General features: G+C 50.8%; 23 protein-coding genes. 13 read left to right on the top strand and 10 right to left on the bottom strand.

The genetic code is table 11. From position 1 onward, the window contains the following. Nucleotides 1-182: 182 nt before the first annotated feature. The 4 genes from L0665_RS09790 to L0665_RS09775 are packed head-to-tail and all read right to left on the bottom strand — an operon-like array spanning nucleotide 183 to nucleotide 5,094. Nucleotides 183-2,201 (bottom strand): DUF2298 domain-containing protein, encoded by a 2,019-nt coding sequence (locus tag L0665_RS09790; protein WP_274925500.1) that lies wholly within the window; start codon nucleotides 2,199-2,201, stop codon nucleotides 183-185. Beyond that, complete coding sequence (locus L0665_RS09785) at nucleotides 2,198-3,163, bottom strand: lysylphosphatidylglycerol synthase transmembrane domain-containing protein (RefSeq protein ID WP_274925499.1); 966 nt, start codon at nucleotides 3,161-3,163, stop codon at nucleotides 2,198-2,200. The genes L0665_RS09790 and L0665_RS09785 overlap by 4 nt, the downstream gene beginning before the upstream one ends. Beyond that, entirely contained in the window at nucleotides 3,156-3,863 is a 708-nt protein-coding gene (locus L0665_RS09780; protein WP_274925498.1) for a glycosyltransferase, read from the bottom strand. Before L0665_RS09780 ends, L0665_RS09785 begins: the two co-directional genes overlap by 8 nt. Beyond that, a complete protein-coding gene (locus L0665_RS09775; RefSeq protein ID WP_274925497.1) occupies nucleotides 3,856-5,094 on the bottom strand; it encodes an NAD(P)/FAD-dependent oxidoreductase in 1,239 nt (412 codons plus the stop codon). Before L0665_RS09775 ends, L0665_RS09780 begins: the two co-directional genes overlap by 8 nt. A 114-nt stretch (nucleotides 5,095-5,208) precedes the next feature. Between L0665_RS09775 and L0665_RS09770 the strand changes: the two genes are divergently transcribed. Both L0665_RS09770 and L0665_RS09765 read left to right on the top strand, forming a co-directional pair. Further along, nucleotides 5,209-6,387 carry a tubulin/FtsZ family protein gene (locus L0665_RS09770; protein WP_274925496.1) on the top strand — a complete coding sequence of 393 codons (1,179 nt, stop codon included), beginning with the start codon at nucleotides 5,209-5,211 and terminating at the stop codon, nucleotides 6,385-6,387. Nucleotides 6,388-6,406: 19 nt separating this feature from the next. Next, nucleotides 6,407-7,522, top strand: a complete 1,116-nt coding sequence (locus L0665_RS09765; protein WP_274925495.1) for a hypothetical protein — start codon at nucleotides 6,407-6,409, stop codon at nucleotides 7,520-7,522. 649 nt (nucleotides 7,523-8,171) lie between these two features. On the opposite strand, the gene L0665_RS09760 is transcribed toward L0665_RS09765, so the two are convergent. Genes L0665_RS09760 through tuf form a run of 3 tightly spaced genes read right to left on the bottom strand, consistent with a single transcriptional unit; the run spans nucleotide 8,172 to nucleotide 11,737 of the window. After that, complete coding sequence (locus L0665_RS09760) at nucleotides 8,172-10,112, bottom strand: flippase activity-associated protein Agl23 (protein ID WP_274925494.1); 1,941 nt, start codon at nucleotides 10,110-10,112, stop codon at nucleotides 8,172-8,174. Between the two features lie 9 nt (nucleotides 10,113-10,121). After that, nucleotides 10,122-10,430, bottom strand: coding sequence for a 30S ribosomal protein S10 (gene rpsJ, locus L0665_RS09755; protein WP_274925493.1), 309 nt, complete (start codon nucleotides 10,428-10,430; stop codon nucleotides 10,122-10,124). 29 nt (nucleotides 10,431-10,459) lie between these two features. Beyond that, entirely contained in the window at nucleotides 10,460-11,737 is a 1,278-nt protein-coding gene (gene tuf, locus L0665_RS09750) for a translation elongation factor EF-1 subunit alpha (protein WP_274925492.1), read from the bottom strand. A 189-nt stretch (nucleotides 11,738-11,926) separates the two neighbouring features. Here tuf and L0665_RS09745 point away from each other — a divergent pair, with 189 nt between their 5' ends. Further along, nucleotides 11,927-12,232: a hypothetical protein gene (locus L0665_RS09745; RefSeq protein ID WP_274925491.1), complete on the top strand. Its 306-nt coding sequence runs from the start codon at nucleotides 11,927-11,929 to the stop codon at nucleotides 12,230-12,232. A gap of 239 nt (nucleotides 12,233-12,471) precedes the next feature. Here the strand turns inward: L0665_RS09745 and cobS are convergent, their stop codons facing one another. Continuing rightward, on the bottom strand, nucleotides 12,472-13,215 hold the full coding sequence (cobS, locus tag L0665_RS09740) for an adenosylcobinamide-GDP ribazoletransferase (protein WP_274925490.1): 744 nt from the start codon (nucleotides 13,213-13,215) through the stop codon (nucleotides 12,472-12,474). A 132-nt stretch (nucleotides 13,216-13,347) separates the two neighbouring features. Here cobS and cobT point away from each other — a divergent pair, with 132 nt between their 5' ends. The 8 genes from cobT to L0665_RS09700 all read left to right on the top strand — a co-directional run bounded on the left by cobT (nucleotide 13,348) and on the right by L0665_RS09700 (nucleotide 20,421). Continuing rightward, nucleotides 13,348-14,358, top strand: coding sequence for a nicotinate mononucleotide-dependent phosphoribosyltransferase CobT (gene cobT, locus L0665_RS09735; RefSeq protein ID WP_274925489.1), 1,011 nt, complete (start codon nucleotides 13,348-13,350; stop codon nucleotides 14,356-14,358). Between the two features lie 9 nt (nucleotides 14,359-14,367). Continuing rightward, entirely contained in the window at nucleotides 14,368-15,321 is a 954-nt protein-coding gene (locus tag L0665_RS09730) for a nicotinate-nucleotide--dimethylbenzimidazole phosphoribosyltransferase family protein (RefSeq protein ID WP_274925488.1), read from the top strand. A 60-nt stretch (nucleotides 15,322-15,381) separates the two neighbouring features. Then, entirely contained in the window at nucleotides 15,382-15,942 is a 561-nt protein-coding gene (locus L0665_RS09725; RefSeq protein ID WP_274925487.1) for a GMP synthase subunit A, read from the top strand. A 6-nt stretch (nucleotides 15,943-15,948) separates the two neighbouring features. After that, nucleotides 15,949-16,491: a YkgJ family cysteine cluster protein gene (locus L0665_RS09720; protein WP_274925486.1), complete on the top strand. Its 543-nt coding sequence runs from the start codon at nucleotides 15,949-15,951 to the stop codon at nucleotides 16,489-16,491. Then, the gene (locus L0665_RS09715; protein ID WP_274925485.1) at nucleotides 16,484-17,692 is read left to right on the top strand and encodes a TraB/GumN family protein; all 1,209 of its coding nucleotides are present in this window, start codon (nucleotides 16,484-16,486) and stop codon (nucleotides 17,690-17,692) included. Before L0665_RS09720 ends, L0665_RS09715 begins: the two co-directional genes overlap by 8 nt. Before the next feature lie 48 nt (nucleotides 17,693-17,740). Beyond that, the gene (locus tag L0665_RS09710; RefSeq protein WP_274925484.1) at nucleotides 17,741-18,250 is read left to right on the top strand and encodes a nitroreductase family protein; all 510 of its coding nucleotides are present in this window, start codon (nucleotides 17,741-17,743) and stop codon (nucleotides 18,248-18,250) included. 69 nt (nucleotides 18,251-18,319) lie between these two features. Next, entirely contained in the window at nucleotides 18,320-19,606 is a 1,287-nt protein-coding gene (locus tag L0665_RS09705; RefSeq protein ID WP_274925483.1) for an orotidine 5'-phosphate decarboxylase / HUMPS family protein, read from the top strand. A 272-nt stretch (nucleotides 19,607-19,878) separates the two neighbouring features. Then, nucleotides 19,879-20,421 (top strand): manganese efflux pump MntP, encoded by a 543-nt coding sequence (locus L0665_RS09700; RefSeq protein WP_274925482.1) that lies wholly within the window; start codon nucleotides 19,879-19,881, stop codon nucleotides 20,419-20,421. A 39-nt stretch (nucleotides 20,422-20,460) separates the two neighbouring features. Here the strand turns inward: L0665_RS09700 and L0665_RS09695 are convergent, their stop codons facing one another. Continuing rightward, on the bottom strand, nucleotides 20,461-20,592 hold the full coding sequence (locus L0665_RS09695) for a hypothetical protein (RefSeq protein WP_274925481.1): 132 nt from the start codon (nucleotides 20,590-20,592) through the stop codon (nucleotides 20,461-20,463). Nucleotides 20,593-21,000: 408 nt separating this feature from the next. Between L0665_RS09695 and L0665_RS09690 the strand changes: the two genes are divergently transcribed. Beyond that, nucleotides 21,001-21,198 (top strand): type II toxin-antitoxin system HicB family antitoxin, encoded by a 198-nt coding sequence (locus tag L0665_RS09690; RefSeq protein ID WP_274925480.1) that lies wholly within the window; start codon nucleotides 21,001-21,003, stop codon nucleotides 21,196-21,198. 69 nt (nucleotides 21,199-21,267) lie between these two features. Continuing rightward, entirely contained in the window at nucleotides 21,268-21,486 is a 219-nt protein-coding gene (locus tag L0665_RS10865; RefSeq protein ID WP_420847050.1) for a type II toxin-antitoxin system HicA family toxin, read from the top strand. A gap of 23 nt (nucleotides 21,487-21,509) precedes the next feature. Here L0665_RS10865 and L0665_RS09685 read toward each other — a convergent pair whose 3' ends face one another. Continuing rightward, nucleotides 21,510-25,910, bottom strand: a complete 4,401-nt coding sequence (locus L0665_RS09685) for a PKD domain-containing protein (protein WP_274925479.1) — start codon at nucleotides 25,908-25,910, stop codon at nucleotides 21,510-21,512. Nucleotides 25,911-25,990: the final 80 nt, after the last annotated feature.

Raw genomic sequence — 25,990 nt, 5'->3', positions numbered from 1 at the left:
ACCTCATTCAGGAGCACAAAATACGCCCTGCATTTCGCCAGGGCATATGTAGTAACGTATTGCTCCCTCATCACTCATCAGTTCGTGATTGATGCAGCTATATTATATCGACAGTCCGGGAGATAAAAGTTATTGATGCAGGTACCGGACTGCTCAGAATTCTGTCATGCAAAATCCATAATTCAGGCAGAAAGCGCCATAAAACGGTATATTGTGGTTCCATTTTCTGAAAATACCTCTTCTAAGATATCTTCCGGAAGCCGGACCGTATAACGCTCATTTTCTGCATCCCCCAACACCAGATAGTCCACCCCATAGAAAGCAAGTAATGACGGCGAACGGGACGGGTCTTCATAAATAATCCGTACATCGGCCGCGCGTTGCGATGCCCCTGCATCACTTCCCCGCCACATCGTCTCATGAAACGGCATGCCGATGATGGTGGGGATGCCTGTGAATGATGATATGCGGGAGAAATATTTGTAATCTCCACCCTCTGCCTCAACAATGGTGATGTTTCCCTGCAGGGCCGACAGATATGCCACCGCAGCAGCATCACCAGGATGAGATGTTTCCACCCAGGCAAGACCATCCAGAGTCTTCCCCCCATAACCATACGTCAAATCCGGAATTGCCACCGGTGCACAGATAAGAAAGAGAATAACAGCACCGGCACCGGCACGGACGGCCCACACCGGTGCGGACCGGTCTTTGAAGTGCTGCGTCAGCCATTCCCCCAGCCAGACAAAAGCACCGGCACTCATCATCATCCAGGCAGCAAGACCAAATTTGAATACCGTATTCATCCGGTAATAGGTGTCACCCATTCCGTCAATGAGATAGAACAGTTCACTGAAAATAAGGACACCCAACCCAAAGATGGAGATAACCTCTGCAGGAAGAAACCTCCGCCGCAAAACAAGGGCAGCGAGAGGCACTGCAGCAAGACCTGCGGCCACATACCCGGTGAGAACAAACGGCACGAGAACAATGAGCAGCCGGGTGTTTTCCAATATGTCACGGAACGTGGCACACCAGAAGACAACGATAAAAAATCCGTAGACCAGCATGAACTCCGACACCGCAGACGGAGTCGGCACGATGCCAATTCCTGCGATGCCCTGCGTTGTGAGCATCAGATAGTACGGGGCAAAGAGAAGAACAGAGAGGAACGGGCAGACGAGAAAGAGACGCCATGGATAGGGGTCCGGCACCGCCGCACGTCCTGCCCGGTACCATATCAGGGCCCCCACCACAAGCAGCAGAGGAGCATAGACGAGAACGTCCCAGGAATTAACCCCCGGCATCACACCCAGCGTGAGAGCTGTTGCACCCAGACATACCCACCGGCTCCGCTCAGTCAGATTACCCCATTCATGCAGGATATAGAGCATAAGAAAGAGGAAGAGCGCCTGACAGAAGAGCCCGATGACATGGGCATGGGGGTCTCCCCAGAGAAATGAGAAGAGCGGATATTCATTGATAGTATCAGTGATGGTGCGGGTGGAATTCCAGAGCACACCGTGGGCATCGGCACCCATGAACACCTGAAGAATAAATGAAGGATTGACCAGGAAGAGGGCCATCACCGGAAGTGCCCGGAAGCGAGTAAGAAGCAGATGGCCGATTGCATAGAGGGAGACTGCCGCATTGGCAAAAACCGTCGGTAAAATAAGATTAAACGCAACCGGTGACGGAGTGCCGGAGAGAATACCTGTTACGCCCATCGTCCAGTGCCCCAGATAATAATAGACACCAAGGGACCCCCCTGCAAACCACGGATCAGCAGGAGGCACCACCGGTGCACGCATCACGGACGCAAGAAAGGCATGGTCCATGAACTTCTCTGCATACGAGATCATCGGATTAAAGAACCGGACCTCTGTCATGAAAGCGAAACAGAGCAGAAAGGCCATGTCCCACTTCCACACGCCGGCACATTTCTCCCAGGTATACCACCCGGTGACCGCATAATATCCAATGATGAAAAGGAACGGAAGCGCTGCTGCCTGTACCGGGAGGTGTACAAGCCCCAGATACCAGCTGATTCCCCCGAAAAGAAGAAATGAAAGAGGATAAGATACCGGGTAGGCAAACCGCCCGAAAGCACCGGAAAGAGCAGGCCAGAGAGCGACCTGAAGTACTTTCAGGACGAGCAGCCAAAGAATCAGCCCTGCTGCCTGCTCAACGGGCCCAATCATTTAACCTCCGACACATCCAGTGAGTGGGAAAAAGCCCGGCGCAGGAGGGAGACAGCCCAGTCACCAAAGACATAAAGCGAGACCACACCACCCGCAACGGTGACACCATTTTTAACGAGATGATCTATCACAGCGATGAGGGTTGCAACCGCAGGATCCACACCAGCAAGCGAGAGTGTCAATGCAACGGCGACCTCATAGGTGCCGATACCACCGGGCGTAACGGGCACCGCTTTAATGAGATTCCCAATGACAATAGCAAGAGTTACCACCACAAACGGAATTGACGCACCGAACATCAGGGCAACAACATAACAGATCACCACATCCGTTAACCATATCACGATGGAAAGGGCAGAAAGGCCCACAATACCCTGTGGAGAGAGGGATGCCTCTTTCACCTGATTGAGCAGATCAATGCCCATTTTAAGATATTTGTTCTCAGACTGAAACCTCCCCACCGAGAAGAGCACCACCACAAAGATGCCGCAGAGGGCAAGCGCCACGTAAATGACCGTGATAAACCAGTCAGGGACATTCAGGACGAAAGGCAGGGTCACCGCGCCAAGAAGAGCAATTGTCACAATATCAAAGAACCGCTCCACCACCACAGAAGAGAGGCCGCTCGTGTATGTCGCATCTGCCTCGTGCTTCAGGATAAAGAGGCGGATTAAGTCCCCCAGACGTGCCGGAACAATGAGATTTGCTGTCTGCGAGAGATAGATGCAGGCAGTGGAGAGCCAGATGGTAACAGATACCGCGAGACTGGTAAGAATGGCACGGTACCGGATGCCACGAAGAAACCATGCACCGACACATATCACAATCGCAAGAACAAGATACGACCAGACAGCATTCTGGACAGCGATTAAAAGATCATCCCATACCCGATAGAGCATGTATGCGATAATGCCAACGGCAAGAATGGTGGGCAGCACAATGGCCGCGGCCTTTTTAATCATTCAGGTGCCGCCTCAGATGAAATATCGCCGTACCCATCCCATATACATCACTGAATTTTACCGTTGTCTTGTCACTGGTCCGCCAGCGAACCGGGATTTCTGTGATACGGAATCCCTTCCTCTGGGCCCGTACAAGAAGTTCCGTGTCCCAGAACCAGTGTGGTGCCTCAATGGTATCAAGAAGCGGGAGAATGCGATCCCTTCGAAATGCCTTGAATCCACATTGGTGGTCATAGAGACGACTCTTCAAAACCGTCCGCACCAGTAAATTATATCCCTGACTCGCCACTTCACGCCCCTGTGTACGCACAATGTCACTTTCAGGCATCAGACGCGAGCCGGTCGCCACATCACTACCATCCCGGACAGCCTGAATCAGTGCCGGCAGGTGTGCCATATCGGTTGCAAGGTCCACATCATAATAACAGACAATCTCTGCATCCACCGCACGGATGACACGGGTAAGAGCAGTCCCGCGCCCAAGGCGCTCATCCGCATGAAAGAGACGTACACGAGAGTCTTTTGTTTCCCATTCACGCACAAACTCCGCGCTGCCATCTGTGCTGCCATCCTCTGCCACTGCAAGCAGGAATGAGTCTGTCACCCCCTCTAATACCTCAATCGAACGGGGAATTGCCGTTTCAAGTGCATCACGATCATTGTAAACCGGGAGGATGGCACATACCTCATATTCAGTCACGGTCTGCCTCCCGGGACAGGATCATCTCTGCAACAGCCTGTGCTGCAACCACTGAACCCTCCATACTCCGTTCCGGGTAATTCGGTAAGGAGAACATACCGGCACAGTAGATGCCATCCACCTCATACGGGGAAATTAGGTCCCGGTATCCGGTGATGTATACCGGTCCTGCTGCCGTATCAGTCGTCATATAATGCCAGCGTATTTCGTCTCGGGAGACACCAAAACGTTCACAGAAGTCTGTAATCATCCGCTCCTCATGGCCCTCGGGAAGACTGTCACGGAAATATGATGCCAGATAGACAATGTGTTCTCCATACCATTCAAAGGGAGCAAAATTCGTGTGTCCGATGACAGCCCCGTATGGTGCTTCATCCTTTACATTGACCCAATAGATACCCTGAAGCACATCACGAGAGAGGCCCATTGATACACATGCCGCACCCTGATACGGAATCTCCGGAAGGGAGGGGCCGCCCAGGGATGTGAGAATCGATGGCCGCACCGTTGAGATAACAACATCATAAGGAGCACCATTGACCCTCCATTTTCCTCCATCTGTTTTTTCCAGAGCACGGGCAGGAATGCCGGTGTGAATGGCCCCACCATTTTTGCGTATCGCATCGGATAGCGCGGTGATGAGACTTTGGTATCCATGCCGCAGATACCCCAGCCGTTCCCCCTGCGGGCCACGATCTGATCGAATAGCAATGCGTGATATCAGCCAGGCGGCCGAGACCTCATGGCGCATCTCCCCAAATTTGCTGCGCAGCAGAGGTGCAAAGAATGATTCATATGCATGCTTCCCACAGGTGTCCTGAATAAATGCGTCTGCTGTAATATCATCATATGAGGCTGCCTGATATTTCCCCGCCCGGAGTGTCAGCAGACCAAGCCTGAATTTATCAACCAACGTAAGAAGCGGATAGCGGAGAATCTCGAAAGGTGTGGTCAGGGGATAGATGCGCCCTTCGCTGAAGTAACCGGTGCTCCCACTAAGCCATGAAATATCACCTGATAGATCGAGTTCGTCCATAAGCGCTAAGAGATTCGCATCACCCGAAAAGCAGTGATGATAATACCGCTCAATAAAGGTGTCATGGAAATGAGAGGAAGAAAGGAGCCCACCCACCTCTGCTGAGGCCTCCAGCACATCAACAGAATGCGTGCGGGAGAGATAATATGCAGCAGAAAGACCGGTTAATCCTCCACCTATGATGCAGATTCTCATTATAACACTATTATTAACAAGAATTGACATAAGAAAGTTTTTGAAGTTATGAAAGAAACATGTTTTATAATCTGAAGAAGCGTTTATCTTCATTCAATCAGATGGTGTGCACATATGAGAGTTTTTTTCATAGGATTCGGCCAGGCAGGCGGAAAAATTGTCGACATGTTCATTGAACAGGACAAGAAAGCACCGACAAGGAGTTTCCGGGGAATTGTAGTGAACACTGCACGGACGGATCTTATGGGTCTCGACAACATCGAACTCAAAGATCGGATCCTCATTGGGCAGACCGTGGTCAAAGGCCACGGGGTCGGCACTGACAACGTAACCGGGGCCAAAATAACCGCAGATGAGATTGACAGCATCATCAACACCATCGACAACCGCGGCACTCACGACATTGATGCATTTGTTATCTGCGCCGGCCTTGGAGGAGGTACAGGATCTGGTGGATCACCGGTGTTAGCACGTCACCTGAAGCGGATTTACCGTGAACCTGTATATGCTCTGGGAATTCTCCCTGCACCCGAGGAAGGAAGACTGTACTCCTACAATGCAGCCCGCAGTTTGTCAACCCTGGTGAATGAGGCTGACAACACGTTCATATTTGACAACAGCGCATGGAAGAACGAAGGCGAGAGTGTCCGTGGGGCCTACCAGCGCCTTAATGACGAAATTGTCCGAAGGTTCGGCGTTCTCTTCCGTGCAGGAGAAGTCAGTAAGTCCGGTGTCGGAGAGATGGTTGTTGATTCAAGTGAAATCATCAACACCCTCCGGGGTGGCGGTGTGAGCACTATTGGCTATGCAGTCTCTGAAACGGTCAGCAAGAGCACAAAACAGAAACAGGGATTTGCAGGTGGCCTTCTGAGGGGGCTGAAGAAACGGGAGGCAGCAGAGGAAGTCCTTACCGGTGAAGACAAATCAGCAAAAATAATCGGCCTTGTGCGCCGTGCAATGCTGGGCCGTCTGACTATGCCGTGTGATTACACCACTGCTGAACGTGCACTTGTGCTGATAGCAGGCCCCCCGAATGAGATGGATCGCAAAGGGGTCGAGAAGTCCAAGTCATGGGTGGAAGAGAACATCGCGGGCGTTGAGGTTCGTGGTGGTGACTATCCGACAGAAAGTTCAAAGATAGCTGCCGTGGTTATGCTTGCAACGATTGGTGACGCACCACGCATTCGTGAACTAATGGAAATCGCAAAGGAAACAAAAGAGGACGTAGTCAAATCAAAGGAACGTCGTTCATCCATGTTCGACGGTGACGAGATTGACCCACTCTTTGAATGAGAATCAGGTGAGATACACCATGAAACGGGGAGTAACACTACTAATATCGTTAATGCTCGCACTCTGCCTTGTGCAGGGTGCAGCAGCAGCAGATTTTGTTGAAAGCGTTGCTGACGTGGATCCGGCATCCGGGGATCTTGCACCAGGTGAACAGGTCATTGTTCATGTCATCGTCAAACTGACAGGCAGCGGAGATAACACATTTGATACAGATGATGAACTTGAGGCATACACTGAACTTGAAGATCAGCAATGGGATTATAAAATCCTTGTGAATAGTCAGGGTATACCGAAACAGTCATCCAGTCGGATTTTGACCCTCCTTGGATGGGACCTTGCATACCCGGACAGCAATGAGGTAACGGTTGACTACACCCTGAGTGGAAAGGTACCTACAGTCACAGAAACCACTGATGTAACCATCTTCCGTCTGCGCCAACTGGATGTAAACGGAAATGTACCATCCGGCGGAGAACTGCTCATTGAACGTAACGTCATAAATCCTGGAGATGTCGATAAAACCAGAGATCTCCGTGAAGAGCAGCTTGATGAACTCCGTGCATCAATTGATGAGTATACTGCACTCGGTGTGAATGTCGTAGAGGCAGAGCAGCTCTACGAACAGGCAGATGACAAGATCGATCAGTCAAAGACGGCCAGTTACTCTCAGGCAAATGTGATGCTCACTGATGCAGGAAATCTCATTGATCAGGCAGAAGCAAGCCTGGAAGATGCATATTCTGGTCAGCTTATTAGCGATGCACAGACGACCATCGATTCAGTAAATAGTGACATCAGCTACTTTGTCAACAACCGGAGCATGTCAGGAGACACCCGGGTTACCGCTATCCAGAACAAAGTGTCTCTTGCAGAGACACAGATGTCACAGGCAAAAGACTTCCGTGACAATAAGGACTACTACCAGTCCCGTCTAAATGCAAACGAGGCTCAGCTGACAGCAAATGAAGCGCTTGCATTATCTACCGAATTAAGAGAGGAGATCGGCGAAGGGGGACTCCTTCCTGACTTCAGCGGACTGGGATATTACGTCCTCATAATTGTGGTTGTTGTCGTCATCGCAGGCATCGGGTTTGTGGTATACCGACGGTTCAACAAATGGGATGAGCTGGGATAAAACAGTCCCATCAATATTTTTTTATCCGGTTAATTTTACTGTTTTTTGAAACGTTTTTTCATTCACTGATATCCTTTCTGCATCATCATAATGAGCAAAAGCTGCAGGCACCTGCATTCTCCCTAAAAAAATTATCACCATCAGATGTCCCCGTGGAATCCGGTTTTTTGGGAAGTACCCAATAAATACCCCTATGAAAATGCTGCACACAAATATCCTTCCAACCACATTATTTCCCCCTGCTTTTCTGCATTGAATCCCACGCCAAAATATTCGCAGGATTAACAGGACAGGACCCTGAATACACGTATGCACTATTTTTTTCAGACAGGAAATAACACCTTCACCACCCAGCCAGCTTCGTTGCTGTTGTACCCTTCACATCCACTACTCCCGTACGGATAATACAACAACGACAGATGAAAGAGAACAATAACAAGCGCTCCAGAATTCCAGTCGGACAAAGAGAAAAACCTAAACACAGGAAGACAAGCCACATACAGGACAGCTGTACCACGTCCACCAACATACCATAAAAGGGAAGGAAGAGGAGAAGGGGACGAACGTTAAACAGGTATCTTCAAACCGATAAACATGATAAAAAAAACAGAAAACGAAAAGAGAAAAAGAAAGGGATGGGCATGCCTTGTCAGGCATTACCATTCACCGAAATATCGGTTCCAGAACCTGTTTCCAGAGGAACAAAGATATTCCAGTTGACACTCCCCAGCTTTCCGTCACGGAAGAGATAATACGCAGCCAGCCGGTCATTGTTTTCATAGATAGAAAACCAGTAACTCTGCCGGATAACATCTGTTCTCAGATATCCCGGCACCTCAGAAAATCCATCCGGATTATGAGATACAATGACATCATACTTTCCGTCTGCAAAATACTCCGGATTATCAGCCATAGATGAGAGATACGTCAGCTTTTCCGAACGATCACCCCGGTAATACCAGGGCAGCGGCCAGACACTCTCTGAGGTCACTGCAGTTGCATTCCCTGCATCGATAAGACGGAACAGTTCCCGCAGTTCCTCTGAATTTTGAACCTGGACAATGGGTTCACTGATGTCAGCAGGGGTAAAGGCCACATGCAAAACCATCACCACAAGGAAGACCGACAGTACAAGAGCCAGTATCGCCTTATTTCGGGACATTAAGAAAGACGCCACGAAGATCATCGGAAGGAGCTGATGCAGGATCAGCCACGGCACCTTCTCGCCGATGACTGCATAGACACCAAGTGATGCACACATCCACCAGATGCAGAAGAGTGTGAAGCCGAGGTGGCGATCAAATACCGGGCGGTCCACATCACCACAAAAAGAGCCGGCGCGGGCAAGAAGGGCAGATGCCCTGCTCTGTGGCCGGGACGAATGATCCACCGCCTCTATAGATGGAACCTCACCTGCTACATCTTCCTGACTGCCCGGTGATTCGGTGGGCTCAACTCCGGATTCTGATTCAAACCCACATTCTGAATTCAATCCGGAATATGATTCAGATTCAGATTCAGGTTTAGACATTACAGCACATTCAGCTGTGGCTATATCCATCACTTCAGACAGGACTGGAGTTTTGCAACTCACAACCCCCTCTTCACCTAACACCACAGAATCTGCCTCACTGCATGCAGCACCATCCTCTCCTGTTGCTGCCACGGGAGCAAGCACTTCTGTCTCCGGCCGTTTTCGCTTCCAGAGGAACAAAGCACAGACAACCGCCTGCAGAGTTCCCACCAGAGCCAGGAGAAGGATCGGCACCTCATAGAGCATGAGGAGGAGGATATAGAAATACGGCGGCCCGCCCAGACGCTGCTGGGACGACATCGCCGTCCAGTGTTCTATGGCCTGGAATGCCCCCGTCCACAACACCTCGGGATGGGCGCCGAAGGACGAATAAAAAAGCGACCCCACCGCACCTATCACTGCGATACCAAGGATGAAGTCTACCCACCATCCCTTTTTCAGGTGCACCCACTTCAGCACCACTGCTGCGAGAAGGAAGACTCCGAAGATCAAAAGGATGATCGGCATATTCTCCTTTGAACAACACCCAAGTCCTGCCGCAAGGGCTGCCACCAGCACATAACGACGCTGCCCATATTCAAGATAATACAGGAGCGCAACTAAAAGGAGCAGAGTAAAAAATGCGATGAATATATCATTGCGCAGGAAACGGGAGAAGTAGACCATATCCGGAGATATGGCAAGGAATAACGCAGCAATAAGAGCACCACGCCAGCCAAGGTATCCCAGCCGGTATATCGGCCAGACCAAAAGCACCATCATAGATCCCAGCAGGGCGGGAACAATCCGGGCGATGAGATCAGAATCACCGAAGAGGGCGAACATGCTCGCGGTTGTATAATACAGAAGAGGCCCGTGATAGACCGGATCATATACATAGGTCCCTTCCATCAGCAGTTTAAACGAAAACCAGGAATGTACCGCCTCGTCATGATGAAAGAGCTTCAGGTCAAGGAAAAAGAAGCGCAGAATGAGCGCAACAATAAAAATTACAATAAATAAATGTTCAAAACGTACTCTACCGAGAAATGTTGGAGAGGAATCTACGGCTTCCACGCCGCACCCTTAGTTCTCCAGAACTATCTCAATTGCAATATCTTTTGGAACCTGTATGCGCATTAACTGACGCAGTGCACGCTCATCGGCATCAAGGTCAATGAGGCGTTTGTGTACACGCATCTGCCAGCGATCCCAGGTTGCAGTTCCTTCTCCGTCCGGACTCTTGCGAATCGGGACGACCATGCGCTTTGTTGGCAGGGGAATTGGACCTCCGAGGTTTACCCCGGTACGTTCTGCTATTTCTCTAATGCGATCACAGACCATCTCAACTTGTTGGAAGTCTGTCCCTGAAAGACGAATTCGTGCTTTTTGCATATTAATCACCAAAAATGTATGAGAAGATATTATCTCATATCTTTAGGAATGACCTGAATGCACATACCTGCTGCAATAGTTGATCCCATATCACGGATTGCAAAGCGACCCAGCTGTGGAATCTCTTTGATATTTTCAATGACCATAGGCTGAACAGGGCGGAACTTTACGATTGCTGCATCGCCAGTCTTGAGGAAGGTTGGGTTCTCCTCTTTGACCTGACCGGTGCGTGGATCGAGCTTCTTCTGAAGTTCCATGAATGTGCATGCAGTCTGGGTTGTGTGGCAGTGGAAGACCGGAGTGTATCCGACGGTGATTGCACTTGGGTGGTGAAGAACCACAATCTGTGCAATGAATTCCTCTGCAACTGACGGTGGCTTCTCTGCAGGACCACAAACGTCACCACGGCGGATATCGTTCTTGCCGACACCACGGACGTTGAAACCAACGTTGTCGCCAGGCAGTGCCTGGTCGTGCTCTTCGTGGTGCATCTCAATGGACTTGACTTCTCCTACAACATTTGCAGGCATGAAAGAGACTTTCATTCCCTTCTTCATGATACCGGTCTCAACACGTCCGACTGGAACAGTTCCAATACCCGAGATGGAGTATACATCCTGAACAGGAAGACGGAACGGAAGAGTGGTTGGAAGCTCGGGTGCTACAAGTGTGTCAAGGGTCTCAAGAAGTGTGCGTCCCTTGTACCATGGAGTATTTGCAGAGTGGGTAGAGATGTTGTCACCAACAAACGAGGACATCGGGATAAACTCAATGTCGTCCGGCTTGTAACCGACCATCTTAATGAGGGAGGAGAGCTCTTTCTTCACTTCATTGTAGCGCTCTTCACTGTACTTGGATGAATCCATCTTATTGATGCCAATGATGAGCTGGTTGATACCAAGAGTACGGGCCAGGAAAACGTGTTCCTTAGTCTGCTCCATTGGACCATCAGGTGCTGCAACGACAAGAAGTGCTGCGTCAGCCTGTGATGCACCGGTGATCATGTTCTTGACAAAGTCACGGTGACCTGGGCAGTCTACAATAGTGAAGTAGAACTTGTCAGTGTCGAACCTCTTGTGAGCGATATCGATAGTAATACCACGTTCACGCTCTTCCTTGAGGTTATCCATAACCCATGCAAATTCGAATGATCCCTTACCTTTGGACTCTGCTTCCTTCCGGTAGTTCTCAATAATGTGCGCAGGGACTGCTCCTGTCTCGAAGAGAAGTCTCCCAACAGTTGTTGACTTCCCATGGTCGATGTGGCCGACCACGGCAAGATTCATGTGTGGCTTATCAGCTGCCATATTTCTATAACCTCCAAATCGTAAGGATGGGCTCGTCAGACGTCTGCCCGGTCGCTTTGATACGAGTATTATTAATAGGAAGGGTAGGTATTTAAAAGATTTCTTCAGTGGTTGCTTCACCAGGTTTACAGAACAGATTCCACACCAACCGACACCCTGATATTACATCGAATTCCATCTAAATCTTTGATGAAGACGTTGCCATTGAACCGAACAGGCCCAAACGATATGGTGAAGGTCATGTGCGCCGACGAAAAAGAGCTCTCCGTGTACAGCAAATGTGCATTCTGTTCCCACTGTGAAGGTGTCATCGTCGGACGCCGTGAGATGCCAAACCCAATGAAAAAGGTAATTCAGGACAGCAAACTGAGTGCGGGTGGAGATGAAGACCTTCAGAACGCCCAGATGATGTATAACACTCTCATCAGGGACGGAAGCGCTCTTCTCTGCAGTGATGAGAAGAACGAAGGTTTCAAGTCACTATATTCCTATTAACTGAACTCTCTCCAAACCTTTTTTTCAATACAGTATGCCCATAGTATGCTCCGGGATCGTTATGGGAGCATATGTCCAAAGCAATTTCCCGCAGCAATTCAGGGCCGGTTATATCAGCATGCGTACGGCAATCAATTCTAAAAAAATATCAGGGGGAGCCAGAAAGAGCATCGAAACCGCCGCCCCTGTTTCCTCCACAGCACCGCAGATAGTCACAGACGGACATCCAAAATACAGGGTTAAAAACCCGTGATCGCAAGGGCGAGAAGCACCATGCAGCGCGTAAGTTCATGGGACGCGCCGACGATATCTCCGTTCACTCCACCAAAGAGTCGTCGGGTTACCACCAGAAGGATACCTGCGGTCAGAAGTGCCGCTGCTACAGCAGCTCCCGCAGAGAGCGGACTTATTACCTTCAGGAGAAGGAGCGGTAAGACGAAGAGACAGGAGAGAGGAATGAACCACCAGCGCGCAAATGTGTGGATGTAGGAAAACATCCCGTCACGGAAAGGATTGCCGATGACTATAAGGAGTACCTGAACGAACTTCCCCATCACTTCTGCAATGATTATTGCACCTGCAATCCAGGTAACGGTGGTGATGCCAGCGTATGCAAGCAGCATGACGACAACAGCAGTCCCAACAGCACCCGCCCCGAGCGTGCGGTCGGTAAGTGCGGTCACCCGTTTTTCCCTACTTCCGTGGGCCATCATTCCGTCGCCCAGATCACAGAGACCATCAAAGTGATTGAACCCGGTCAGCACCAGAGCGACAGAGAGCGCAACGGCACCGGCAACGAGCGGCTCTCCAAAGAGCATGGAGACTAGCGCTGCAATACCCCCGACAAGATATCCTGAGAGGGGCAGGAGATAGGCATGCCGGGCAAACGCGTCATAGTCAGCATGTCTCCCCATCGGAAGAATCGTCGTAAACTGGAACATGGCACGGAGCGCTTCGGTAATTATCATCGTATATTCCAACATTTACTATCAGGCTATAACTGCCTTATTATCTTCATATCTACAACAAAGCTGGATTGTTTTGAAATCAAATTAAATTGAGTTAACTGTGCAGATTTGTAACTATTAATTACTCATTCACCCAATGGTCAGGGAATGAGCATCATTACAGAGAAACCCGATATCACATTCTCCCGCCCGATGATGGGCGTGGTAATCGGAAATACCAGAATATCAACCGTGCCGGGCATTTCTGCCGCAGGCCCGACACCGGAGCTCACCCTTGCCACATCGATGCTTGACGGGGAAATAATTGTCAACGGAAAAATCACAAGCGCTCCGGTTGTTCCCGTCAGTCCCACGGGATGCGCCACCCCTGCCACCCTGACCCGCGCCATGGCCGAACTCTGCGACCTTCAGCCCTTTGTGGTGAACGCCGGTCTCGCTTTTCCACCATCCTATCCTGCATTTGATGTCTATGGCACATGTGGCGGAGACCCGCGGGAAGGCGATGCAGTACCTGACGCTGAAGCACTTTATATCCGGGGAAAGACCCTCGGCACCTTCCTGGGAGCGCAGTCAGACTTCCTCTTATTAGGAGAAAGTGTCCCCGGCGGCACCACCACCGCACTCTGTGTTCTGCGGGCCCTCGGCTACACCGCAAATGTCAGTTCCAGCCATGTTGAGCATCCGGCATCGGTGAAAGAGGAAATTTGTGCCGCTGTCATGAAACGGATAGAAGAAGAGAACATCACCGACCCGCTTGCAATTGTCCGGGCGGCAGGAGACCCGATGATGCCAGTCTGTGCCGGTATTGCTGCAACCTATCCTGGTACCCTCGTCTATGCCGGAGGCACCCAGATGCTTGCCGTTGCAGCAGTGGTCAAAGCACTTGGCGGAACACCACCCCGGCTTGCAACCACGGTATATGTCCGGGATGATGCAAACGCAACGTTTGAACAGACCGCAGCAGAGATAGGCACTACGGCCTGGTTCGTTGACCCTGACTTCGATAATATCGGCCATCCCGGCCTTGCCCGCTACTGTGCCGGTGAAGTGAAAGAGGGGGCAGGTGCCGGCGGTGCACTCTGGCTTGCAAACGTAATGGGCCATTCCAGAGAGGACATCTGGGAAAAGATACGCGAATTTATGAAGGATTACTCCTGAACAAAGGGTATGCCATCCCCGCACGGCTTCGTAGTGCTCCTCGGTTCGTCCCGCCTGAGCCTCATCCCCGGACTTTCCGGTGCGGGCAGAACACCGGAAGACACCTGGAACACACCGGGCCGGGATGCCGCCTTTGTGACAGGCGGTGGGCCACTCCCTCCCTGCCTGACGGTGGCTGCGGTGACACGGGCAATGTGCACCCTCACCGACACCACTCCTCTTTTTCTCAATGCCGGGTATGCAGGTGACTTCTCCATCCCTGCGGAGGTGCTCTCCCGGATTCCCGCCGGTGATCCCCGTAAAGAACCTTCTGTCCCGGATGCCGTGACGATTGTCAGGAAGGCAACAGAGACGGGGGCTGCCTTAGGAAAAAAATTCCATACACTCTGGGTGGGAGAATGCATCCCCGGCGGGACAACCCATGCACTCTGTATCCTCCGGGCACACGGGGTTGAAGGCCGGGTCAGTTCTTCTGCTTTGAGAGAGACGACCGCCCAAAAAGAGGCAGTCTGGGAAGGCGTCAGAAAACGCTGCCCGGATATCTGTTCACTCCATGGGCCTGCCCTTATCCGGGAAACCGGAGACACCGTCATGGCCGCGGCGCTGGGACTTATACAGGGTTTTCCGGGAGAAGTAGTCCTCTGCGGTGCTACCCAGATATGTGCTGTTGCCGCCCTCGCAGACGATACCAGCGGCCGGGTAACCTGTGCAATGACGGACTGTGTCTGGCAGGACCCGGCAGCAGATGTTCCCCACATTGCGAATAGTGTTGGTATTCCCGTGACAGTGTCTCCCGTCCCCGCACAGTTTGTGAGGAACCAGTCACCGTCACGATCGCGTGCCTGCATCCGGTTGGTAAAGGAAGGATTTGGAGCAGGCGGCGCACTTGCTCTTGCCCGTCTCTCTGGGTTTACCGAAGAAGAAATTGAGGCGGCACTGGCAGCCACCGTCCGGGAGCCCTGAACGGTCTTCCACACCGCACCTCTGAAAAAGATATACCCTCACACAACAAATTACTATAAAATGCATCCCATTTACGTGGTCAACAACTTTGGCCAGTTCAACCACCTCATCCTCAGGATGCTCAGGGATAACGATATCGACGCAAAGATGATCAAAAATGATGTACCTGTAGCAGAGGTCGCAGATTCCTGCCGCGGCATCATTCTTGGCGGCGGCCCGGACATCAGTCGGGCAGGCAATGCACCGGAATATGTCGACGCCGGCCTACCGGTTCTGGGCATCTGTCTGGGTCTGCATATTATTTCCACTGCCCGCGGCGGTTCCATTCGTCCCGGTGCATCCGGCGGATTTGGCGGCATTGAAGTCACCATCAACGACCATGACACCATCCTCGCCGGTTACCCGGACACCATCTCTGTCTGGGCATCCCACGGGGACGAAGTTGCAGAGGTGCCGGAAGGGTTCCGGGTGCTTGCCACATCACCAATCTGCGGTGTGGAAGCAATGGCTCATGAAACAGAACCAATCTTCGGCATTCAGTGGCACCCGGAAGTCAGCCACTCAGTTGACGGTAACCGTGTGTATGAAAATTTCAATACACTGACCCTTGAACGGGACTGAATCACCATGAAGAACGCCCGGCATCTCGCTGATGAAATACGTCCCACCGGGTTTACCTGCCTCATGTGCGGCGGATGCTGCAGCAGGGGGGAGGATGACGGGAATCTCGTCCTTGTGAGTGCACCGGAAATCCGGGCGATCATGGATTTCACAGGGCTTGCATGGGACGATATTGCTGAACCATATCCTGATATGATGCCGGCAGAAGGAGGCGGAGAGTTTACCCTTGCCTGGTGCCTGCGCCGGACAGAAACAGCCTGCATCTTTCTGAACGAAAACAACAGATGCACAATATACCCGGCACGCCCCCTCATCTGCCGCACCTACCCCTTTGCATGGGAAGAGGGAAAACTCTCAGTATATGCATGTCCGGGAATAGGGCAGAACACATTATGCAATGAAGCAGATACCATTGCAGAGGAATGTATCAGGCGCGAAGGTGCCGAGGCAGAAGATGCAGAACGCACGGGAGAGATATTTATGACAATGGACCTGAAACCGGGCGAGTATGCCGTTGTAGACAGTGAAGGAGTGAAACGGATTGGGTGAAATAAAAATTGTCGGGACGGCCCATGTCTCGCAAAAAAGCGTCGATGAAGTGACTGATGCGATGGAAACATTTGAACCGCAGATTGTCGCAGTCGAACTGGACAGGGGCCGCCTGATGGTGCTGAAAGGGGAAGCAGCACCACCATCTGTTGATGCCGTTCTCAAGGGGGGAAACTTTTCTGCCATTATTGCACAGTGGCTGCTTGCCTATGTCCAGCGCCGCATTGGAAAGGAGACGGGTGTATCCCCTGGCGCAGAGATGATGGCCGCTGTTGAACTGGCAGAAGAACGGGGCATCCCGATTGCCCTCGCCGACCGTGACATCCAGATCACCTTCAGTCGGTTCTGGCACCTGATGCCCATCACCGAGAAACTGAAGATGATGTATGCACTTGTGGGGTCGGTTACCGGTGCTGGGAAGGCAGGGGAAGAGATAGACATCGACTCAATGACCGATCAGGACATGATTTCGGCTGCAATGGATGAATTTCGCCGATTCGCCCCAAAGGGGGCATCAGCACTCATCGATGAACGGGACGCCTACCTCGCACATGCCATCCATGACCTTGGCAAAGGATATGACCGGGTGCTTGCTGTGGTCGGCGCCGGACACCGGGAGGGAATTGCCAGATATCTGGAACACCCGGAAACCCTGCCCACCAAAGCAAGCCTCACTGAAACGCCAAAGACCTTCCCGTGGGCGAAATTTATCGGATTCTTTGTCCTTGCAATCTTCGTATTCTTCCTCGTCCTCATCGCATTCTCCGGCGCCGGCCTTGATGTGCTCCTCTCCGCGATGATCTGGTGGGTGCTCATAAACGGCATTTTGGCAGCAATCGGTGTTTTTGCCGCAGGAGGACATCCGTTCTCCGCACTGACCGCATTTGCAGTGGCCTGGATGACGTCTCTGAACCCCTTCATGGCAGCAGGATGGTTTGCCGCTATCACTGAGGCAAAGATCCGCCACCCAACGGCCGCTGACTTCAGCCGGATAGCAGAGGCAGATGACCTCAAAGATATGCGGAAGAATCCCTTATTCAAGGTGGTTCTTGTTGCCGCACTCGCCAATATCGGGAGTATCGTCGGGACATTTGTCTATATTATCTTCATCATGCCCATCCTCGGTATTGATCCGCGGGATATTCTCAGTGCAGGGCTCACCAACCTGCTGGCATTTCTGGGAGGCATCCTCCCCTTCTGACGGGAACATTTTCACGAAGCATATATTGATGATAACTGAAAATAGGATATGAATCTTGGAACAACCATCCTTAAGGGCCGCCGCAGTATCCGGAACTACAAGGATGAACCAGTCCCCGAAGAGGTAATAGAACAGGCAATGGAGTGCGCACGCTATGCACCAACCGCCCGAAACGGGCAGCCGTGGCTCTTTGGAATTACCACCAAAAAAGAGACTCTGGCAAAGCTTGGTGAACTGGCAAGCCACGGAAAGTTCATCGCCGATGCGCCTGCCTGTTTTGCAGTATTCGGCCTGCGTGATGAGAAATTCTATGTTGAAGACTGTTGTGCTGCCACCTCAAACCTGATTCTTGGCCTCTGGGCATACGGTGTTGCATCCTGCTGGGTTGCAGGAGACAAGATGGATTACAACGAGGCAGTGCGTGAACTCATGAAGGTTCCACCGGAGTACACCCTCGTATCACTCATCCCTGCCGGATACCCCGCCATGGGAGAGAAGATGGTTTCACCAAAGAAGAAATTGTTTGATGACATCACCTTCAGAGAGACCTTACGGTAAGTAGTCCCTGCATTTCTCCTTACTAAAGAATACCAATCTTTAATTTTTTTGGATACCCAGACATCTTGTATGAATTCTCCCCATCTGCAGGTCGCCCTGGACATCCAGGAAGCCGGCCGTGCAGTGCCAATCGCACAGGAAGCGGTTGCAGGCGGTGCCGACTGGATTGAAGCAGGCACCCCGCTCATTAAAAGTGCTGGAATGGACGTCGTCCGCCGCCTCAGAGAGGCGTTTCCCAACCACGAAATCATTGCAGATATGAAAATTGCTGATACCGGCACCATGGAAGTCGAGATGGCAGCCAAAGCCGGTGCAAGTATCGTCTGTATTCTCGGGGATGCAGACGATGCCGTTATCCGTGATGCGGTGCGGGCGGCACATCTCTACGGAGTGCGCCTGATGGCAGACCTCATTAACACCCACAACCCGGCAGAACGGTCACGTGAACTTGAGGCACTGGGGATAGATATCATCAACGCCCACGTTGGTATCGACCAGCAGATGATCGGCAAAAGCTCCCTTGACACACTCGCCGCCATCACGGGTGTTGTGACGGTTCCTGTTGCCGTGGCAGGTGGCCTTGATGCAACAACAGCCGCACAGGCGGTGGCGGCAGGGGCTTCCATCGTCATTGTCGGCGGGAATATTGTGCGGTCCAATGATGTGACAGGATCTGCTGCCGCCATCCGGGCAGCAATCAATGACCCATCAATTGTACCGCCAAAAAACCAGTCAAAAGAGGAGGAAATACGGGAGATCTTTTCACAGGTCTCCGCTCCCAATGTGACGGATGCGATGCACCGCATGGGTGCGATGCAGCACATTGTCTCCATCTGCGGAAGGGTGCACATGGCAGGCCCTGCTGTCACGGTGCAGACCTTCGGCGGCGACTGGGCAAAACCGGTTGAGGCAATTGACGTCGCACAGGAAGGGGAGGTCATTGTGATAAACAACTCCGGCGACACCTCAGTTTCGCCATGGGGCGAACTTGCCACCCTCTCTGCGATGAACCAGAAGGTGGCAGGGATTGTCATCGATGGCCCCGTCCGTGATGTGGACGACATCCGGGCATACGGTTTTCCCGTCTTTGCAACGGGTGTGGTGCCCAACGCTGGTGAACCAAAGGGGTTCGGCGAGATCGGTGCAGGCATCACCTGCTGTGGTCAGGCAGTCCGGCCCGGCGACTGGATTGTGGGTGACGAGTCGGGAGTTGTCGTTGTCCCACGTGAACGTGCGTATGAGGTGGCACGCCGGGCGCTTGAGGTAAAAAAGACCGAGCAGCGCATCAGAGAAGAGATCAGACGTGGCTCGACCCTCGCGTCTGTGACAGAGCTCCTGAAATGGGAGAAGAAATAAGGATATTCCGGCCGGAAACCCGGTCATCTTTTTTTCCGTAATTTTGAAGATAGCGGGAGACATCGGGAAGGCCTGCGAAACAGATCCAAATCATATTCAAAACATATTCAAAACAGATCCAAAACGTGCATGTTTACGCCGGCGGTGAAGGCCTCAACCAGCAGGAATAAACAATAGGCAAGGGACTAAACAAACAATCCAATATATCGGGATGCCCCAGTATTTAGCAGACAAATGGGTCACATAGAATATCCAACAGGAGGACAACTGCAGTGCAGGCATTTGAACTCTTAATTATCGCCATCGGTCTTGCGATGGATGCATTCGCCGTCTCGGTATCGGCAGGCATCACCACCAGACGGTCGCTTGCAAAGACCGGCATCATGGCAGCAGCAGTCTTCGGAGGTTTTCAGGGTGGCATGGCCATTCTCGGATGGTATGCAGGTAGTGCAGTATCTTCATTTCTTGCAGACTTTGGCCCCCTCATCGCATTCCTGATTCTCGCTGGCATCGGCATCAAAATGATATATGAAAGTCAGGAAGAAGGAACCGGGGAAAGCCCGATTGAAACTCTCCCTGCCCTTATAATAATGGGCATTGCAACTTCGATTGACGCTCTCTTTGCCGGGATGGGCATTGCTCTTCTGGGTGAAGCCGTGCTCATCCCTGCGATTGCCATCGGCGCTGTGACAGCCATCCTCTCGTTTGCAGGAGTCTTTGCAGGAAGGCGGATCGGCCACCTCATCGGAGAATATGCTGAGATTGCAGGTGGGGTTATTCTTGTGGGAATTGGGCTGAAGATTTTGTTATTGTGAAGGGTTCCCGGAACAATGCCTCAGCCCCCATATTATCTCTCATGAATCTGAGGGGTATGGCCAGTACCGGCCACAGGTATGGCAACGGAGGCGCTGGCGGCGGAAGTTCCCCCCGATGCCGGGTGTGACGTTGGCGGAATGGCGGCTGCACCCTGCTGTACATGCTGCCAACGAGGGTGCACCCGGTGTCTGCGACGCAGAGCTGCTCTCTTCCCTGTTTTTGGGAAAACGGGGGCAAAATCAGGCCCTTTATTATCACCCGCCGGGGTGTTCAAAAATACCGATATTGTGTGCGTTATTTGATGTTTTGAGGGATTATTGTGGACTATTAAGGGGTCGCGATTGTCTGTTTTTTTGAGAGGATGTATGGCATGGATCAGGGTGAGACTGGCCCGCTCCGGGCCGCTGTGTTGATACATAATCTGGAGGTTTTGGCCAGTTTAGGGGGCCTATTTATGCGTCGTTTATGACAATACCACAGCAAAATTGACCAGGGAAATTCATTCTCAACGCAGTAGCTCATGGCTGCATCATCCCACACGGGCACTATTATATGAACCGCACCAAGGTGGGTGTAATATGAAGCTGAAAGTGATCATCCATGACGCAGAAGAGGGTGGTTTCTGGGCAGAAGTTCCTTCAATCCCCGGCTGTGTGACCCAGGGAGATACCTTTGATGAATTACTGGCCAATATATATGATGCTGTTGAAGGATGCCTTTCAATATATGTTCAGGATATTGATCTCTTTTGGAAATGGTATGGCCATAAAGATTGAAATTTGAAACCAGTCAGCGGCAGGTAATTTTTCAGCATTCCTGAACCAAACGCATGGGAGCTGAAATGAATAGCCGGCAGCCATCATATCTATGCCATACCCGGAGATACAGCCTGGATAACTGTCCCTGTTCACGGGAATACCATGTTAAAGATTGGCTTGCAGAAACATCTGATGAAAATAACTGATATTGATGAGTCGGAACTTTACGCCTGGTATAAGGCTGCATCCCTTCAGACAGAACAATTCCGTCAGGATAAGACACTCTGTTTTATGAATGAAAATTGAGACAAAAAAATAGGAATTTGTTTTTATACCAGCGCAAACCACCGGTCCCGCAGACCCACATTATATTGCGCTATGTACATCGCATCACCAATATCGATGAAACCATTCCAGTGTACATCCGTCTGTTCGAACACATCCGTTCCGCTCTCAGGAGACGGAATCATCCCAACGACCTCCTTAAGCACATGCAGGGTATCCGCCTGATTAACCGTACCATCACCATTTGCATCGCCGAGAAGAAGCGAAGTGACCCGGATGTAGTTCTGCTCCACTGCGGTGGACTCTCCACCATTTACCAAGAGGGTGACCGGATAGATGCCATCGTGTGTGTAGGTATGCACCGGGTGCTGATCCGTTGCATTCGTGCCATCACCAAATGTCCAGATCCAGGATTCTGGATTTTCAGTCGAAGTATCCGTGAATGTAACATTCAGTGGCGGTGCCCCCACTCGCGGCGTTGCAGTGAATGCCGCACCCGGACATCTTCGTGACTGTCCTTCGACCACAGACAACAGATTATCCTGTCGGACGACGGTCCAGTCACAGGACCGGTTGCTCTCAACCCAAAACTCAGTCGCATCGGAGGGAAGCAGGTCATACGGAACCTGTGCCCTGTATGTCCTGCCAATATCTGCTGCCTCATGATTCATGCCTTCCCAGACATAGACCAGTGGTTTGTGAATCACCGGGGACCCGTTCAGCTGGATGCGGGTATCAAACGTGAATGAATACTCCGTACCGGTGACAAGGCCAGACGTATCGAGCTGCAGGTGGTAATTCCCACCGACAGGAAGCGGTTCCATGAGCGGTGCATTGGTCGTGACCGTATCAGCAATTATCTCTGCTGTCACATTTGCATTGTCTGCACCGGCAAACCCGACAAAGACAGATTCAAAGTCGAGGTCATCGAAGACAACTGTGACAGTGGTATGCTGGATACCATTTGTCCGGAAGAGGCTCGTGTTGGTGGCACGGGTGATAGTGTGGTTGTAATTGTAATCCTCCATGGATGATGTCCCAGCCCGTGTGTCGAAGCCACTAACAGATGTTATCACATATTCCGATGGAAAATCCCAATATGCAGATGATGAATCCCATGTCGCATATTGTGGGTAATCTACCCAGGCAATATTTTGGATCCCTGCCAGATACTTCAAATTTCCAAGCGTTGCGTTCTGAGTGGTGGTTGCTGCATGGAGACGATAAGTGAGATTTGCCGTATGACTACCCGGAGTGAAGGTGTTGTTCTCTGTTGTTGCCGCAAAGTTCCGGTTCAGGTCAAATTCTGCTTCCGGAACGGAGACAGTAATCAGATTTGACTTTGTGATCGTGTCATTACCAACTATGTTCGTGACAGTCAGGCTCACATTGTACCTTCCGGCGGAGGTATAGGTATGAGTCGGATATTGGCCAACCGATGTTCCGCCGTCACCAAAGGTCCAATACCAGTCAGTTAGAAAACCGGTTGAAGTATCATTAAACAGAACAGTAAGCGGCACCAGGCCGGATACCGGATCGGCGGTGAAATTCGCAACCGGCATCGGAATTGGAATCTTTATTGATTTCCCTTCAATCACGGAAAGCAAATTGTTCTGCCGGACAACGCTCCAGTTACACCACGTATCTGTCTCAACCGAAAAGTTTGATGCATCAGCAGGGAGCAGAGTTGCAGGCACTTCAGCCGTGCAGGATTCTCCAACATCTGCGGTATCATGGCTTATTCCCTCCCAGACATAAACAAGCGGCTTGTATATCACTGCAGATCTGTTCAGGATAAACCTCGTGTCGAAGGTAAGGTAATATTCCGTATTTGAAACAAGCCTTCCTTTGTCGAGTTTCAGGTGATAATCCCCGCCTGCAGGGAGTGGTTCTGAAAGCGGAATATTCGTGAAAATTGACTCAGGTATGATATCGGCAGACACATTTGTGTCATTTAAGGAAGTAAATCCAAGGAAAACAGATTCAAAGTCGAGATCATTTAATTTCAGGGTGACATTGGTCCTTTGTATACCATCTGTCCATAATTCACTCGTATTGCAGACTCTGGTGAGGATGTGATTATAGAAGGTATCCTCCGTGGTTGCCGTGCAGGCGCGCACATCTAATCCACTCCCTGGTTCAATTACCCAGGATTGTGGGAAGGTCCATTCCGCATAGGAGTTGTTCCATGTCGCATACTGTTCATAATCAATCCGGTTAATATTCTCTGCCGCAGCAACGAATGTCAGATTCCCAAGTGTCACCGTAGAATCATTGTTCGCCGCGTGGAGCCGATATGTGATGTCTGCCGTGTATGTTCCCGGGGTGAATGTATTGTTCTGTGCAAAAGCGACAGAATTTCGGTTGAGGTCAAACTCTGCCTTTGGTGCAGGAACAAAAACGGTGATCAGTTCTGTCTGCATTATTTTGTCTAATGAGGCGATTTTTGTTACGGTAAGATTCACATTGTACATACCAACATCAGAATAGGTATGGCTGGGATGTTGATCTGTCGATGTTGCACCATCGCCGAATGCCCATAGCCACGCAGTTGGTGTATTCTCAGACGTGTCAGTGAACTGAACCGTAAGGGGGGGTTCACCACGTGTTGTGTTAACAGTGAAGTTTGCAACAAGAGGAACGACCGGCGAAAAAGTTTCAATTCGGTGGTTATTGGTATCGACGATGTATACATTACCCACACTATCTATAGCAATCCCGGATGGCGAGTCAAATGCACCGGCACCATCCCCGGAAACACCCCATGATGTCAGATACGTGCCATTTGCAGTAAATTTCTGTATGCGGTTGTTCCAGGTATCGGCGACATATACATTATCTGAGGAATCGACTGCAATTCCCCGTGGATACATAAACTCACCAAACCCATTGCCTTCAGATCCCCAGGACGTCAGATAGGTACCGTCCGGTTCAAACACCTGAATGCGGTGGTTGTTGCTATCTGCGACATACACCCGGTCAGATGCATTTACCACAACACCAAACGGATACTCAAACTCACCTTCACCGTTTCCTTCAGACCCCCATGAGGTCACATAGTTCCCATCCACATCGAATGTCTGGATGCGATGATTTCCAAAATCGGCAACATATGCTATATCGGTGGAATCCACTGCAATGCCAGAGGGTTGTTTGAATTTACCCTCTCCAATACCCTCCGTTCCCCACGTGGAACGGAATGTGCCTTCTGATGAAAATGACTGGATGCGGTTATTCCAACTGTCGGTGACATAGGAATTTCCTGCGGAATCGAGGGCAATCCCTTTTGGATACATGAATTCACCCGTGCTGTTCCCTTCCTCTCCCCATGTGGAACAAAACGTCCCATTTGCATCAAACGTCTGAATGCAGTTGTTGTTCGTGTCTGCTACATACACCGTATCTGCTGCATCAATCGTGATTCCGGAGGGAGAGTTGAACTCTCCAATACCACTTGTCCATGACCCCCAAGATAACAGAAACGTGCCATCGGATGTAAATTTTTGGATGCGGTTGTTTCTTGTATCAGCAACATATACATCGCCTGAAGGACTTGCAGCGACCCCATATGGAGCATTGAACTTACCGTAACTGTCACCTTCCGACCCCCATAGACCTATGAGTGTACCGTCTGTAGTAAACTTCTGGATGCGGTCGTTACCCATATCAGCAACATATACATTGTCCATGGAATCTATTCCAATCCCATATTGACTATTAAACTCACTTTCCCCAAAACCTTCAGATCCCCACAGGTTAATGAGAGTCCCGTCTGATGTAAACTTCTGAATACAGTCGTTACCCATATCAGCAACATACACATTATCCTTAGAGTCCAACACAATATCTACAGGGATATAAAACTCACCGGGATCGTGGCCTTCGGAACCCCATGAACCAAGGTATTTACCATCTGAAGTGAACTTCTGGATTCTATGATTCAGAGAATCAGCAACATATACGTCTCCTGCAGTGTCAAAATCTATTCCATATGGGAAAAGGAACTCACCCTCTTCACTACCATCAGTCCCCCACGATAAAAGGAATGAACCATCTGAACTAAACTTTTGGACACGATTATTACAATCACAGACATAAACATTGCCAATGTCATCTACTGCTATCCCTCTTGGATGGAAAAACTCCCCATCTCCTTGTCCTTCAGACCCCCAAGATAACAGGTGTATGCCATTGGAGTCAAATTCATGGACGCAGTGATTTCCACTGTCAGCAACATACACATTACCGAAAGAATCAACTGCAATACGTTCCGGGCCGTCAAACTCACCAGCACTCGCCCCATACGACCCCCACTCATGTGAAAATACATACCCAGGATACTCTTCAACCGCAGCAGAAACAGAACCGGCATAGGCATCAGATTCAGCAGACATCTCAGCCCCAAATAAATCACCCATCGAAGAATCAGATTGGGATGTTGTCATACTGTCATCAAAAGAAGGAAACTTCTCCGCCGTCACCGGGCATATCATCAGGCAAATAACAAGTGCCGCACAAAATAAAC

Source organism: Methanogenium marinum (assembly GCF_028912405.1).
Classification (GTDB): Archaea; Halobacteriota; Methanomicrobia; order Methanomicrobiales; family Methanomicrobiaceae; genus Methanogenium; species Methanogenium marinum.
This window is presented reverse-complemented; position numbering and strand designations above follow the sequence as displayed.

Excerpts from the sequence above, each read along its gene's own strand:
- L0665_RS09790 (WP_274925500.1), bottom strand. The coding sequence starts at position 2,201 with ATGATTGGGCCCGTTGAGCAGGCAGCAGGGCTGATTCTTTGGCTGCTC.
- L0665_RS09785 (WP_274925499.1), bottom strand. The coding sequence starts at position 3,163 with ATGATTAAAAAGGCCGCGGCCATTGTGCTGCCCACCATTCTTGCCGTT.
- L0665_RS09775 (WP_274925497.1), bottom strand. The coding sequence starts at position 5,094 with ATGAGAATCTGCATCATAGGTGGAGGATTAACCGGTCTTTCTGCTGCA.
- L0665_RS09770 (WP_274925496.1), top strand. The coding sequence starts at position 5,209 with ATGAGAGTTTTTTTCATAGGATTCGGCCAGGCAGGCGGAAAAATTGTC.
- L0665_RS09765 (WP_274925495.1), top strand. The coding sequence starts at position 6,407 with ATGAAACGGGGAGTAACACTACTAATATCGTTAATGCTCGCACTCTGC.
- rpsJ (WP_274925493.1), bottom strand. The coding sequence starts at position 10,430 with ATGCAAAAAGCACGAATTCGTCTTTCAGGGACAGACTTCCAACAAGTT.
- tuf (WP_274925492.1), bottom strand. The coding sequence starts at position 11,737 with ATGGCAGCTGATAAGCCACACATGAATCTTGCCGTGGTCGGCCACATC.
- L0665_RS09745 (WP_274925491.1), top strand. The coding sequence starts at position 11,927 with ATGAAGACGTTGCCATTGAACCGAACAGGCCCAAACGATATGGTGAAG.
- cobS (WP_274925490.1), bottom strand. The coding sequence starts at position 13,215 with ATGTTGGAATATACGATGATAATTACCGAAGCGCTCCGTGCCATGTTC.
- cobT (WP_274925489.1), top strand. The coding sequence starts at position 13,348 with ATGAGCATCATTACAGAGAAACCCGATATCACATTCTCCCGCCCGATG.
- L0665_RS09730 (WP_274925488.1), top strand. The coding sequence starts at position 14,368 with ATGCCATCCCCGCACGGCTTCGTAGTGCTCCTCGGTTCGTCCCGCCTG.
- L0665_RS09725 (WP_274925487.1), top strand. The coding sequence starts at position 15,382 with ATGCATCCCATTTACGTGGTCAACAACTTTGGCCAGTTCAACCACCTC.
- L0665_RS09720 (WP_274925486.1), top strand. The coding sequence starts at position 15,949 with ATGAAGAACGCCCGGCATCTCGCTGATGAAATACGTCCCACCGGGTTT.
- L0665_RS09710 (WP_274925484.1), top strand. The coding sequence starts at position 17,741 with ATGAATCTTGGAACAACCATCCTTAAGGGCCGCCGCAGTATCCGGAAC.
- L0665_RS09705 (WP_274925483.1), top strand. The coding sequence starts at position 18,320 with ATGAATTCTCCCCATCTGCAGGTCGCCCTGGACATCCAGGAAGCCGGC.
- L0665_RS09690 (WP_274925480.1), top strand. The coding sequence starts at position 21,001 with ATGAAGCTGAAAGTGATCATCCATGACGCAGAAGAGGGTGGTTTCTGG.
- L0665_RS09685 (WP_274925479.1), bottom strand. The coding sequence starts at position 25,910 with ATGACAACATCCCAATCTGATTCTTCGATGGGTGATTTATTTGGGGCT.